This window comes from Streptomyces sp. NPDC004539 (assembly GCF_040610055.1).
In the GTDB taxonomy this organism is placed as follows: domain Bacteria; phylum Actinomycetota; class Actinomycetes; order Streptomycetales; family Streptomycetaceae; genus Streptomyces.
In genome coordinates, this window is record NZ_JBEXLS010000006.1 from 394,478 (window position 1) to 407,217 (window position 12,740).

General features: G+C 74.6%; 13 protein-coding genes. 3 read left to right on the plus strand and 10 right to left on the minus strand.

Going from position 1 to position 12,740, the window contains the following annotated elements:
• The first annotated feature begins 142 nt into the window (after positions 1-142).
• Complete coding sequence (locus tag ABZX85_RS15930) at positions 143-958, plus strand: YwqG family protein (protein ID WP_355867702.1); 816 nt, start codon at positions 143-145, stop codon at positions 956-958.
• 100 nt (positions 959-1,058) lie between these two features.
• Here ABZX85_RS15930 and ABZX85_RS15935 read toward each other — a convergent pair whose 3' ends face one another.
• Together ABZX85_RS15935 and ABZX85_RS15940 are read right to left on the minus strand one after the other, a co-directional pair.
• A complete protein-coding gene (locus tag ABZX85_RS15935) occupies positions 1,059-2,090 on the minus strand; it encodes a histidine kinase (RefSeq protein WP_355867935.1) in 1,032 nt (343 codons plus the stop codon).
• Between the two features lie 176 nt (positions 2,091-2,266).
• On the minus strand, positions 2,267-3,076 hold the full coding sequence (locus ABZX85_RS15940; RefSeq protein WP_355867938.1) for an EamA family transporter: 810 nt from the start codon (positions 3,074-3,076) through the stop codon (positions 2,267-2,269).
• Between the two features lie 164 nt (positions 3,077-3,240).
• Between ABZX85_RS15940 and ABZX85_RS15945 the strand changes: the two genes are divergently transcribed.
• The gene (locus ABZX85_RS15945; protein ID WP_355867941.1) at positions 3,241-4,095 is read left to right on the plus strand and encodes a LysR family transcriptional regulator; all 855 of its coding nucleotides are present in this window, start codon (positions 3,241-3,243) and stop codon (positions 4,093-4,095) included.
• Between the two features lie 10 nt (positions 4,096-4,105).
• On the opposite strand, the gene ABZX85_RS15950 is transcribed toward ABZX85_RS15945, so the two are convergent.
• The 8 genes from ABZX85_RS15950 to ABZX85_RS15985 all read right to left on the minus strand — a co-directional run bounded on the left by ABZX85_RS15950 (position 4,106) and on the right by ABZX85_RS15985 (position 11,627).
• A complete protein-coding gene (locus ABZX85_RS15950) occupies positions 4,106-4,894 on the minus strand; it encodes a crotonase/enoyl-CoA hydratase family protein (RefSeq protein WP_355867704.1) in 789 nt (262 codons plus the stop codon).
• Between the two features lie 32 nt (positions 4,895-4,926).
• Complete coding sequence (locus ABZX85_RS15955) at positions 4,927-6,162, minus strand: MFS transporter (protein ID WP_355867707.1); 1,236 nt, start codon at positions 6,160-6,162, stop codon at positions 4,927-4,929.
• Positions 6,159-7,271 (minus strand): PLP-dependent cysteine synthase family protein, encoded by a 1,113-nt coding sequence (locus ABZX85_RS15960; RefSeq protein WP_355867710.1) that lies wholly within the window; start codon positions 7,269-7,271, stop codon positions 6,159-6,161. The genes ABZX85_RS15955 and ABZX85_RS15960 overlap by 4 nt, the downstream gene beginning before the upstream one ends.
• Before the next feature lie 84 nt (positions 7,272-7,355).
• Positions 7,356-7,772, minus strand: a complete 417-nt coding sequence (locus ABZX85_RS15965; protein WP_355867713.1) for a hypothetical protein — start codon at positions 7,770-7,772, stop codon at positions 7,356-7,358.
• 56 nt (positions 7,773-7,828) lie between these two features.
• A complete protein-coding gene (locus ABZX85_RS15970) occupies positions 7,829-8,485 on the minus strand; it encodes a thioredoxin domain-containing protein (protein ID WP_355867714.1) in 657 nt (218 codons plus the stop codon).
• Entirely contained in the window at positions 8,482-10,416 is a 1,935-nt protein-coding gene (locus ABZX85_RS15975) for a cytochrome c oxidase assembly protein (protein ID WP_355867716.1), read from the minus strand. Before ABZX85_RS15975 ends, ABZX85_RS15970 begins: the two co-directional genes overlap by 4 nt.
• A complete protein-coding gene (locus tag ABZX85_RS15980) occupies positions 10,409-10,942 on the minus strand; it encodes a copper resistance CopC family protein (RefSeq protein WP_355867718.1) in 534 nt (177 codons plus the stop codon). Before ABZX85_RS15980 ends, ABZX85_RS15975 begins: the two co-directional genes overlap by 8 nt.
• A 43-nt stretch (positions 10,943-10,985) precedes the next feature.
• Positions 10,986-11,627, minus strand: coding sequence for a hypothetical protein (locus tag ABZX85_RS15985; protein WP_355867720.1), 642 nt, complete (start codon positions 11,625-11,627; stop codon positions 10,986-10,988).
• A 118-nt stretch (positions 11,628-11,745) separates the two neighbouring features.
• Between ABZX85_RS15985 and ABZX85_RS15990 the strand changes: the two genes are divergently transcribed.
• Positions 11,746-12,735 carry a cation diffusion facilitator family transporter gene (locus ABZX85_RS15990; RefSeq protein ID WP_355867723.1) on the plus strand — a complete coding sequence of 330 codons (990 nt, stop codon included), beginning with the start codon at positions 11,746-11,748 and terminating at the stop codon, positions 12,733-12,735.
• Positions 12,736-12,740 lie beyond the last annotated feature (5 nt).

Here is a 12,740-nt window from a genome sequence, read left to right on the forward strand (position 1 = left end):
CACCCCCCCCACAGCGCGTCCGCGGTGCCGCCTCCCCCGGCACCGCGGACGCCGCACGTGCCGGTACGCTCAACCCCCTCGGGGACCAGGGCCGTTCCCCGGCCGCCCCCGCCGAACGCCTCCGGGCGACCCGAGGAAGACCATGACCGACGCGCACCACTCCCGGCCGGCCGCCGCACACCTCCCGCCCGCCCTGGCCGACGCCTGGACGGCACTCCTGCGCCCCTGCGCCCGCCTGCGTCACGCGGCCGACGGCGAACCGGTCGCGGCCGTCCTGGGCGGCACCCCGCACCTCCCCGCCGCCACCCCCTGGCCCGAGTGGCCCGGACACGGCCCGCTGTCCTTCGTCGCCTCGGTCGACTGCGCCGCCCTGCCCCGCGAGAGCCTCTCCGAGGAGTTCCCGCCGGACGGCACCCTGCTGTTCTTCTTCTGGGACGGCCGGCTCGGCGACGACGTCTTCGTCTCCGCCCACGACCCCGAGACCTGGATCGGCGCCCAGGTCCTGTACGTCCCGCGGGACACCCCCACCGCTGCGGCGGACACCCCCGCGCCCCTCACCCCCTACCCGCGCGTCGACCTCACCGCCGGCACCGAGGAGAGCGCCCCCGACCTGCTGCTGCCCCAGTCCCGGCGCGCCCTCCTCGGCGACACCCGGCCCTGGCCCCACCCCCGCGAGACCCCGCCCGAACTCCGCCCGTTCGTCCGGGCGTTCTCCCGGCTGCGCACCAGCGCGGGCCACCAGATCGGCGGCCACGCGATCCCCCTCCAGGGCCCGGTCGAGCACGAGATCTCCGGCGGCTCGGACGAGGAGGCCGAACGCTGGGTCCCGCTCGCCCAGTTCGACAGCGACCTCGGCATGTCCTGGGGCGGCGACGAGGGCACCCTCTACTGGCTGATCCGCCCCGAGGACCTCGCCGCCCGCCGCTTCGACCTGGCCCGCTTCACCGGCCAGAGCTGAGCACGACACCGGCCTCTGGCGTTCCCACGAGGCCACCCCTCGGCGTGCCCGCCACGGCCACTCCCCGGCGTGCCGCCAAGCCCGCCCTCCCGGCCCGCCGTCACGGCCGTTCCGCCTCCGCAGGATGCGGCAGCCGCCCCGTCAGCCGCCACGCGCCCCCGCCCGCCGGCCCCGCCGAGAACCGCCCGCCGAGCGCGCCGACCCGCTCCCGCAGCCCGATCAGCCCGTACCCGGACCCCGCGGCGTCCGGCCCCGCCGACCCCGCCGGGTTCGTGACCTCCACGAACGTCTCCGGAGGGTCGTAGGAGACGCGTACGGTCACCGGTGCGCCGGCCGCGTGCTTGCGGGCGTTCGTCAGGGCCTCCTGGACGAGGCGGTAGACGGCGAGCCGGTGTGTGGTGGGCGCGAGTTCGGGTGTGCCGTCCATGACGAGGACGACCCGCTGGCCCGCGTGCCGCGCCTCCTCGACGAGTTCGCGCACCTCCCGCACGGCCGGACGGAGGGCGGGGGAGTCGGTGTCGCGCAGCGCGCCCAGCACCTCGCGCAGGTCGGTGAGGGCCGCCACGGACGTCGCCCGCAGCAGCGCGAGCCGCTCCACGACAGGTTCGGGGAGGCCGTCCCGGGTGGTGAGGACCCCGGTGTGCAGGGCGATCAGGCTGAGGCGGTGCGCGAGGACGTCGTGCATCTCGGCGGCGATCCGGGACCGCTCGGCCGTCCGTGCCGCCTCCTCCCGCAGTTCCGTCTCGACGCGCAGATGCCTGAGGTCCGAGGTGAGGGCGTCCAGCAGCCGCCGCCGGTTGCCGAGCCACAGCCCGCAGACGATGGCCAGCCCCGGCTGGAGCACGGTCACCGAGTAGGCCGTCGCCGACCACAGCGCGGTCTCCCGGTAGCTCAGCAGATTCCCGGCCAGCGCCGCCACCGCATACCCGACCGCCCACCAGGCGCGCAGATCCACCGCCACACTGAACAGCGCGATGGAGAGCAGGGGCAGCAGCGGAAACCCGAACCACGCGGTCGCCACGGTCAGGACGAGCGGTGCCACCGGCCACCGCAGGCGGGGCACGAGCAGCACCGCCCCGCACACCACCCCCGCCACGGTCTCCGCGACCACGAGATGCGGGTCGACGCGGATCGGCGTCGTCGCCGTGCACAGCACGACCAGGACGATCCGCCCGTAGAAGGTCCACCCGCGGCTCTCGCTCCCGCTCACCCTCGTCATCCTAGGCGGGCCCCCACCGCCCCACCTCCGACGAAGGACGACGCCCGCCCCCGACTTTCGTAGGGGGAGACCGGCACACGACCGGGCCGTCAGCCCCGTTCGGACCGCGTCAGCATGCTCACCGCGTTCGCCGCCACGACCGCCCCGATGGCCGCCCACTCCACCCCGCCGAGCCGCTGCCCGAGCCCCACCCACCCCACGACGGCCGCGAGGAGCGGATTGACGCTCATGAACAGCCCGAACGCCTGCGCGGGCACCCGGCGCAGCGTGAACAGGTCCGCGAGATACGGCACCGCCGACGACAGCACCCCGGCCGCGACGGCGCACCCCAGCGCGGCGACGGTCGGCGGATGCCGCAGCGCGACGGCGATCCCGACCGGCAGGAACATCACGGCGGAGACGAGCGAGGCGGCGGCGGCCCCCTGCGCGCCGGGGACGCGCTGGCCCACGGTCCGGTTGAGGAGGATGTACGAGGCCCAGCAGCACGCCGCGAGCAGCCCGAGCCCGATGCCCAGGTAGTCCGTGGAGGGCTGGGGCCGCATCAGGGTGACGGCTCCGGCGGCGGCGAACAACGCGCAGGCCGCGTCGATGCGGCGTCTCGCTCCCGCGAGGGCGATGGCGAGGGGGCCGAGGAACTCCAGGGTCACCGCGAGACCGAGGCCGACGCGGTCGATCGCGGTGTACAGGGAGAGGTTCATCGTCCCGAACACCACGGCCAGCGCGAGGACCGGCCGCCACTGGAACCAGGTGAGACTGCGCAGCCCCGGCCGCGCGACCGCGCAGAGGACGGCCGCCGCGACGTACTGGCGGACCGCGACGACCCCGACCGGGCCGATGACGGGGAACGCCAGGGAGCCGATCGCGGCACCGGTCTGGTTGGACAGACCGCTGCCGACCATGGTGGCGACCCCGGCGAGCCGCGCCCGGGGCGACTGCGCGGGAGCGAGCGGCACGGCGGCCCGTTCTGTGGTGGCGGACATGACACGATCGTCCGCCGTCCGCCCGTATACGCAAAATGCGTCCGGTGCGGGATCTATACGCTGGACGCATGGAAGCTGGACGCATGGATGTGGAGCTACGACACCTGCGCTGCCTCGTCGCCATCGTCGAGGAGGGCACCTTCACGGACGCCGCCCTCGCCCTCGGCGTCTCCCAGGCGGCGGTCTCCCGCAACCTCGCCTCCCTCGAACGGGCCCTGGGCGTACGGCTGTTGCGGCGGACGTCCCGTGAGGTCACGCCGACGGCCGCCGGGACCCGGGTCGTCGCCCACGCCCGCCGGGTCCTCGCCGAGGTCGACGACCTGGTCCACGAGGCCGCCTCAGGGCGGGCCGGCCTGCGCATCGGGTACGCCTGGTCGGCGCTCGGCCGGCACACCCTCGCCTTCCAGCGCCGCTGGGCCGAGGCCCACCCCGCGACCGACCTCCACCTGATCCGGCACAACACCGGCACCGGCGGCCTCGCGGAGGGCGCCTGCGAACTGGCCGTCGTCCGCCGCCCGCCGGACGAGCGGCGCTTCGACTCGGCGATCGTCGGCCTGGAACGCCGGCTCGCCGCCGTCGCGGCCGACGACCCGCTGGCCGGCCGCGACGCCGTCCGGCTGGCCGACCTCACCGGCCGCACCCTCGTCGTCGACCGCAGGACCGGTACGACGACCCCGGAGCTGTGGCCGCCCGGCGCCCGCCCCGCGTTCGAGGAGACGTACGACGTCGACGACTGGCTCACCGCGATCGCCGGAGGCCGCCGCATCGGCGTGACCGCCGAGTCCACCGCCCACCAGTACCCGAGACCCGGCGTCACCTACCTCCCGGTCCTGGACGCCGAACCCGTCGTCGTCCGCCTCGCCTGGTGGCGCGACGACCCGCACCCGGCCGCCCAGCAGGTCGTGGAACTGCTCACCGCGCTCTACCGGGCCGAGTGACCGCACCCGCTCAGCCGAACGCCCCGTGCCGCCCTTCCCCCGCCGAGAACCGCCCCGCCCCCGCCACCCCGTCCGCCCGCAACGACTCCAGCCCCACCTCCGTCTCGAACCGCAGCGCCGCCGCCTCCGCCAGCCCGCCCTGCTCCTGCACGGACCGCAGGTCACCCCGCAGACACGTCTGCGGGAACCCGGCGATCCGCCGCGCCAGCGCCTCCGCCTCGCCGCGCGCGCTCCCCGGCTCCACGACCCGGTTCACGAGCCCGAACCCGAGCGCCTCCCGCGCGTCGACCGGACGCCCCGTCAGGATCATGTCCATGGCCCGGCTCTCCCCGATCAGCCGGGGCAGCCGTACCGTCCCGCCGTCGATCAGCGGCACCCCCCACCGGCGGCAGAACACCCCGAACACCGCGTCCGAGGCCGCCACCCGCAGCGCGCACCACAGCGCCAGCTCCAGCCCGCCCGCGACCGCGTACCCCTCTACCGCCGCGATCACCGGCTTGGACAGCCGCATCCGGGTCGGCCCCATCGGACCGTCGCCCTCCACCGCGACCGTGTTCCCCCGTTCGCTCCCCACGGCCTTCAGATCGGCGCCCGCGCAGAAATGCCCGCCGGCACCGCACAGCACCGCGACATCGGCCTCCGGGTCCGCGTCGAACTCCCGGAACGCGTCCGCGAGTTCGGCGGCCATAGGCCCGTCCACGGCGTTGCGCCGCTCGGGGCGGTTCAGGACGACGGTCGTCACCCGGTCGAGGGTCTCCACCCGAATGGACCCGTACCGGCTGGACTTGTGTGCCGTCATGAACCGCCCCTTACCTCGACCGGAGGACGAGGCTACGCCGGGACGGGCGCCGCGAGACGTCCGCGCCGGGCCAGCGCCGCCACCGAGGCCGCGCACGCGAGACCGGTCAGCGTGAGCGCCGCCCACGTCAGCCACAGCGCGTCGTGCCGCCGCGCGAAGTCCCACAGCGCCCCGGTGACGAGGTTCCCGAGGGTGATGCCCAGCCCGGAGACCGTGTTGTACAGCCCGTAGTGCGTGGCGACGAGCCGGTCCCCGGAGAGCGCGACGACCGTGTCCATCTCGAAGGGATAGACGACCGCCGACCCCACCGCGAGCAGCACCACCGCCAGCACCAGACCGACCAGCACCGCGTACGACGACCCGCGCGGCGCGAGGGCCAGCGGCAGGAACGCCACCCCCATCGCCGCGAGCCCCCGCACGAGCGCCTCGTCCGCCCGCCAGCGCCCCTTCGCCCAGCCGGTGAGCCGCAGCTGACCCGCCACGGCGACGGCGGCCGACACCACGAACAGCCCGCTCGTGACCGCCGTCCCCCGCGACCCGAGCGCGTCCTCCGCCGCCAGCGGCAGCGCCAGATACACCTGGAACGTCAGGACGTACGAGCCGATCATCGCGGCCGAGAACAGCAGGAACGGCCGGTTCGCGACGACAGTCCGCCACTGCGCGAGCACGCTCTCCCGCTCACCGGACGCGCCCTTGCGCCGTACGGGCAGCGCCCGCCACTGGAGCAGGGTCAGCCCCGCGAAGATCGCCGCCGCGAGGGCGCACACCAGCCGGAAGTCCGCCGCCAGCAGGGCGAGTCCGACGAGCGGGCCGAGCAGCATCCCCGCCTGGTAGTAGACGTTGAACGTCGCGAACGCGTCCACCCGCCGCGCGCCGGACTCCGCGGCGAGATACGCGCGCACCGCCGGGTTGAACAGCGCCCCCGCGAACCCGGTCGCGGCGGAGGCGGCGATCAGCGCGGGCAGGCTGTCCACCCAGCCGAGCAGCCCGAAACCGACCGTCCGCAGCAGACATCCGGCCATGATCGGGATCTTGTACCCGAACCGGTCGGCGATCGTCCCGCCGATCAGGAACATCCCCTGCTGCGAGAAGTTCCGCACCCCGAGGACCAGCCCGACCGCCCACGCGGCGAGCCCGAGCCCGTCCGAGAGATGCGCGGCCAGATAGGGCATGAGCATGAAGAACGCGAGGTTGATGGCGAACTGGTTGACCATCAGCAGCCGTGCGGCGGGCGGGAAGGAGCGGGTCTGCCGCCACAGGTTCCTCATCGGACGGCCCCGGTCACGGAGAGCGGGTCGACGACGTGCGTGCAGCGCGTCCAGCGGGTGACGGTCCGCTCGTGGCTCGCCGCGATCTCGTCCGGCTCGTCGGCGGGCGGACGCCCGGTCAGCTCGTGCCGCCGGCAGAAGGCGTCGTCGAACACCGTCCCGACGTACCGCTGCGGGCCGTCCGGGAAGACGGCGACGATCCGGTCCTCGGCGGGCAGCGTACGGGCCAGCCAGCGGGCGGCCAGCGCGACCGCGCCGACGCTCCAGCCGCCGGTCGCGTAGTGGCTGCGGGCGAGGTGGCGGGCCGCCCACACCGACTCGGGGGCGGCGACCCAGTGCACCTCGTCGAACAGGTCGTACGCCACGTTGCGGGGGTAGATGCTGGAGCCCAGGCCGCGCATCAGCCGGGTCCCGGCGGGCTGGCCGAAGATCGTGGAGCCGGTCGTGTCGACGCCGACGACCCGCAGCCCGGGGAAGTAGCCGCGCAGCACGCCCGCGATCCCGGCGGAGTGCCCGCCGGTGCCGACCGAGACGACCAGCGTGTCGATCCGGCCGAGCTGGGCGACCAGTTCGAGCGCGAGCGGCGTGTACGCGGCCACGTTGTCGGGGTTGTTGTACTGGTCCGGGCACCAGGCGCCGGGCTCGGCCGCGAGGAGTTCCTCGACGCGCCGGCGCCGCGCCTCCTGCCAGCCGCCCTCCGGATGCGGCGTGGTGACGAGGTCGACGCGCGCGCCGTACGCCGTGAGGAGACCCGTCATGAGGGGTTCCATACCGGGGTCGGTGACGACGGTGACGGGGTGGCCGTAGGTCGCGCCGGCCAGGACCAGTCCGAGGCCGAGCGTCCCCGACGTCGACTCGACGATCCGGGCGCCGGGCGCGAGCACACCGCGGTCGCGGGCCGCGCGGACCATGTACAGGGCGGTGCGGTCCTTGATGCCGCCCGGGTTGTGGCCCTCCAGCTTGGCCCAGAAGCCGCGTCCGGCGCCGGTGAAGGGCTCACCGATCCACAGGACGGGGGTGTCGCCGACGAGTCCGGCGGGGGTGTGGAGGGGGTGCTTGGCGTCGGCCAGCAGCTGGGACACCGGGGAGTGGGGGGTGGTGCGTGTCATGGCGTGCTTCTCCTGCGGCCGGTGCGCTCAGGCGGCCGGCCGTGGGTCGGGGGAAGAGACGGGTTCGATCGGACACCGGTCCGATCAGGTCCGCCACACGCCGAGACGGGCCCGGTCGTTGCCGGGCGGGAGGGGTGGGGGCGGGGCGCCCGCGAGGTGGGGGAGCGAGGCCGCGGCGGCGGGGGCGGCGGCGGGGACCGCGCCGGCCGCCGTGCCGGGGCCCAGGGAGCCGGTGGGGTCGTAGTCGCGGGGCGGGTGGACGGGCGGGTCGTCGGAGTCCGAGCAGTGCGACTCGGTGCCGTGCTGGTGCGGGAGTTCGGCCGCGTGCGGGTGGCACGCGGCCGACGACATCAGGACCAGGGTGTCCGCGCGCGACGGCTCGGCCGCCGTGGGCCCGTGGGCACAGCCGAAGACGTGGACGAGCGTGATCAGCGCGAGTGCCAGCACCACTCCGGCCCGGTGGGCGGAGTGGCTGCCTCGACTGACTGACGCGGCCCGCATGAACGCAAACCCTAACGGTGTGTGCACATAAAGTTCCTGTCAGTGGCCGATACCCGTCACTCGGACAGCCGCGCCTCCAGCAGCGCCCTGAACTCCTCGTACGACCCCGGATTCGCGATCCTCTCCCCGTCCACGAAGAACGTCGGAGTCCCCCGCACCCCCAGTCCCAGCCCGTCCCGCTGGTCGGCCAGCACCCTCCCGGCGACCTCGGGATCGGCCAGATCCGCGTCGAACCGGGCCATGTCCAGGCCCAGTTGCGCCGCGTAGCCCCGGAACACGTCCTCCTTCCAGTCCCGCGACTCGCCCCACTCGCCCTGCGTGGCGAAGAGCTTGGCGTACATCTCCTCGAACTTCCCCTGCCGGGCGGCGGCCTCGGCGGCCCGCGCCGCCGGCTCGCCGTTGCGGTGCCCCGGCATCGGGAAGTACCGGGCGACGAACGTGACCCGGTCGCCGTACTCCGCGCGCAGCCGCTCCACGACCGGGTGATAGGCCCCGCACGCCTCGCACTCGAAGTCCAGGAACTCCACGAGCGTCAGCTCGCTGCGCTCCGGCCGGGTGAGCCGGTGGCTGTCCTCCCGGACCGGCAGCGCGTCCGCCGCCGGCCGCTCCTCGACACGGTTGGCGCGGTCCTCCGGCGCGAACAGGAGATACACGCCCAGGGCGGCGGCGAACCCGGCCAACAGGACGGCTACCGCGATCAGTTGCTTCTTCATGGCTCCTCAGGGGTCCGGCGGTCACGGGCGTGCAGGCTCGCGAGGTAGGCGTTGTAGGCGGCGAGCGGGTCACCCGCGTCGCCCCGGTCGATCCGCCGGTCCACCCGGCGGGCCTCGCGCCGGTCGGCGCGCACCCACTGGACCGCGAGGATCAGGGTCGTGATCAGGACGGGGATGTCACCGGTCGCCCAGGCGATCGCCCCCGCGTCGTACTGGTCGGCCAGCGGGTCGGCGAGCCACGGCCGGTCGAGCAGCGACCACCAGCCCTCCCCGATCAGGGCGCTGGAACTCATCAGCGAGATGCTGAACCAGGAGTGGAACGGCATGGTCAGGATCAGCACGAACAGCCGCCCCAGATGCGGCGGCCGGCGCGGCCCCGGGTCGACGCCGATCACGACCCAGAAGAACAGCAGGCCGACGGCCAGGAAGTGCGCCAGCATGAAGAGATGGCCGAGGTGGCTGCCCATCAGCGTCTCGAACAGCGACGTGTAGTAGACGACGAACGCGCTCCCGACGAACAGCACGCTCGCCACCACCGGATGCGACACCACCCGCACCCAACGGCTGTGCAGCGCCGCCAGGAGGACGCCCTTCGGCGCGGCGGGCAGAGTGCGCAGGGCGAGCGTCGCGGGGGCGCCCAGCACCAGCAGGATCGGCACGGTCATCGCGAGGATCATGTGCTGGCCCATGTGCACGCTGAACAGCACCTTGCCGTACACGGCGAGACCGCTCATCGTCGCGAACGCGGTGACCGCGAGGCCCAGCAGCCATGAAATCGTGCGCCCCACCGGCCACTTGTCGCCCCGGCGGCGCAACTTCCGTACCCCCGCCAGGTAGACGAGCGCCGCCGCTGCCGTGCCGAACGCGAACAGCGGATCGAAGTGCCAGCGCGTGAACAGCGGCGTCCACGGGAAGTCGCCCAGCGCGGGCGGCATGGGGAAACCGAGCAACTCCTCGGCGGGCGTGAGGGTTTCGCCACCACCGGCGGGCGCCGGAGTGCGGGAGAGGGCGACCGCCAGGCCCGACGTGGCCGCCATCAGGAGCAGTTCACCGACCGCGAGCCGCACGAACGACGTCAGATGACGGCGCCGGTGCCAGTGGCCGATCCCGGCCAGCGCGACCAGCGCCAGCGCTTTCCCGACGACCATCAGACCGTACCGGCTCCCCAGCAGGTCGCCCCAGGACGGCAGCCGGACCACCGCGCTCACCAGACCGCTCGCCCCGACGACCAGGAGCGCCCAGCCCGCGACGCCGCTGAACCGTCGTACCGCCTCCGCCGCGCCCTCCTCCCGGCGGGCCGTCGCGACCAGCAGGAACAGCAGACCGCCCACCCACACCGCCACGCCCACGAGATGCAGGGCCAGGCTGAAGACCGCCGTGTCGTGGTTCCCGGACCCGGCGGCGTGCCCCGTGAACGCGGGCGGGATCAGCCCGGTCAGCGCCACCAGGAGGGCGATCCGCGCCCAGCGGGCCGTCGTCAGGCCCACACAGAGCGGCGCCAGCAGAGCGGTCACCGCGATCGTCAGGCCGTACGCGCGGCCCTGGGGGTCCGTCGTGACGAAGTCCGCGACGACCGACGGCGAGGCGATCTCGGACACCGGCCGGGCGAACAGGTCGGAGAGGGTCAGGACGAGGGCGGCGGCCGAGGCAAGCGCCCAGGCCACGGCCGACACTGCGGCCCAGGTGACGTAGCGCGTCCGGGCCTGGGTGAGCGTGCGGTCGCCCGGGAGGAGGACCACGAGGAGGAGGGCGCCGACGGTGGTGACGGCGGCGGCGTCGGTCAGCACCCTGGCCGCCGGGAGGCCCCAGGCGGTGAGGGGGCCGGGGGAGGGGATGCCGGGGACCGACTCCGGGGAGGCACTCGCCCCCACGGCGACCAGGAGAGCGAGGACCAGGGCCGCGGGGAGGACGGTACGCCGGAGGTCAGGCATCGCCGGCCGCCTTGTGGCGTCGTACGGCGACGGCGCACGCGGTGAGGCCGGCGGCGGCGAGGATGCCGGCGGCGGTGAGGACGAGGGGGCTGGGGCCGGAGGCGGTGTCGGGCAGGGGAGCCGGGCTCTGCGCGACGGTGACCTCAGGGGCGGCTGCCTGCCGCCGGAGGGTGAACGCGTACGACCCCGTGACCGGATGGCCGTCGGCGGAGACGACCCGGTAGCCGACCGTGTAACGGCCGGGCGGGGAGGCGGGGGCGAGGCCGAGTGTCACGCTCGCGCCGGTCACCCGGGGCTCGCCCTGCGCGGCGGACGTGCCGTCGGGGCCGGTGACGGCGACCTTGGCGTATCTGTCGTCCATCGGGTCGGTGAAGGTCAGCGTGACGCGGGGCGGAAGGCCCGCGAGGACCGCGCCGCTCGCGGGGCTGGAGGTGTCGAGCGCGGTGTGGGCCGAGGCGGCAGGCGCGGCCAGGGCGAGAACGGTGAGCGCGCCGGGTACGACGAGGGCGCGGGGCAGGGCAGGCACGGATACGGGACTCTCGGGCAGGAGGGAACCGGCCCGCCGCCCGTCAGGAGAACGGCATCGGCGTCGGCCGGAGAAGGACACATGGGCCGTACGCCCGGCGCGGCGGCGCCCTGCCCTCCCGCAGCCGGTCCAGCACCGCCGGCCGCAGCGGCACCGCGCTCTCCACGACCCGCACCTCGGGACCCGTCCCGTGGACCCGCCCGAGCAGCGGCCACACGAACAGCAGCAGCCGCCGTACGACCGTCAGCAGCGGCCGGGACCGCCACAGGAGCCGCTCCGTGAGGCCCAGCAGCCGGGCCGCCAGGACCAGCGTCACCAGCTGACCGGCGAGCGCCACACCGTGCGGCGGACCCACGACGGCGTCGTGCCCCACCAGGGACGCCGGGCCGCCCGGCGCGGACACGGACGCGCAGACCCCCGGCAGCGAGTACGCCGAGTGGTACGCCACCTGCGCGGCGGCGAGCACCCCCACCAGCTGCGTCTCCGTGAGCCGCTCGCGCGTCAGCGACAGCGCCCCCGGCACCGCCACGACCGCCAGCGCCGCCACGACCACCCACCTGGGCGCATGCCCCTGGGCGAGCGTGTGGCACAGGAGCGGCAGCAGCACGCACAGCACCGTCAGGAACCCGGCCCGCGCACCGGACGCCGCGGAGGCGAGGCGCGGCGGGGCGGAGAGCGGTCGCATCGGCGGCTTTCGGTGTCCGGTGACAGGGTGCGCCCGAAGCGTACCGAGCAGGCCGGGCGCACCCGGACGCCGGGTTCACCGCGATTCGGAAACCGGCGCGAGGGGGAAGGCGTTCACCATGAGCAACCACGACACGGGAGACCACGCCGGGCACTCCCACGGGGTGACGGCCGACGCCGACCGCCGCTGGCTGGCCATCGCCCTCACCCTCATCACGGTGTTCATGGCCGCCGAGGTCGTCGTGGGCGTCCTGGCCGGTTCGCTGGCCTTGATCTCCGACGCGGCGCACATGCTCACCGACGCCGTCTCGATCGTCCTCGCGCTCGTCGCGATGCGGCTGTCGGCCCGCCCCGCGCGCGGCGGCTTCACCTACGGCCTCAAGCGCGCCGAGATCCTCTCCGCCCAGGCCAACGGACTGACCCTGCTCCTGCTCGGCGCCTGGCTGGCCTACGAGGCGGTGCGCCGGCTCATCGACCCGCCGGAGGTCGAGGGCGGCCTGATGCTGGTCACCGCGCTCGCCGGGATCGCCGTCAACATCGCCGCCACGTGGTGCATCTCCAGGGCCAACCGCAGCTCCCTGAACGTCGAGGGCGCCTACCAGCACATCCTGAACGACCTGTTCGCGTTCATCGGTACGGCGATCGCCGCGCTCGTCGTCGTCCTGACGGGGTTCGCCCGCGCCGACGCGATCGCCACCCTCGTCGTCGTCGCCCTCATGTTCAAGGCGGGCTACGGACTGGTCCGCGACTCCGGGCGGATCTTCCTGGAAGCGGCCCCGGTCGGCCTCGACCCGGACACGATCGGCGACGAACTGGCGTCGCGGCCCGGTGTCGTGGAGATCCACGACCTGCACCTCTGGACGATCACCTCCGGCGAGCCCGCCCTCTCCGCGCACGTCCTCGTCGAACCCGCCGGCGACTGCCACGCCGTCCGCCGCGACCTCCAGCACCTCCTGCGCGACCACCACCGCATCACCCACACGACCCTCCAGGTCGACCACCTCGGCGAGGACCCGGAGGACACCGCCCTCCTGGACCTCGCCGTCCCCACCGACCACTGCGCCGACGCCCACGGCCCCGTCCACCGCCCGGGGCCGCACGAACACTGACGGCG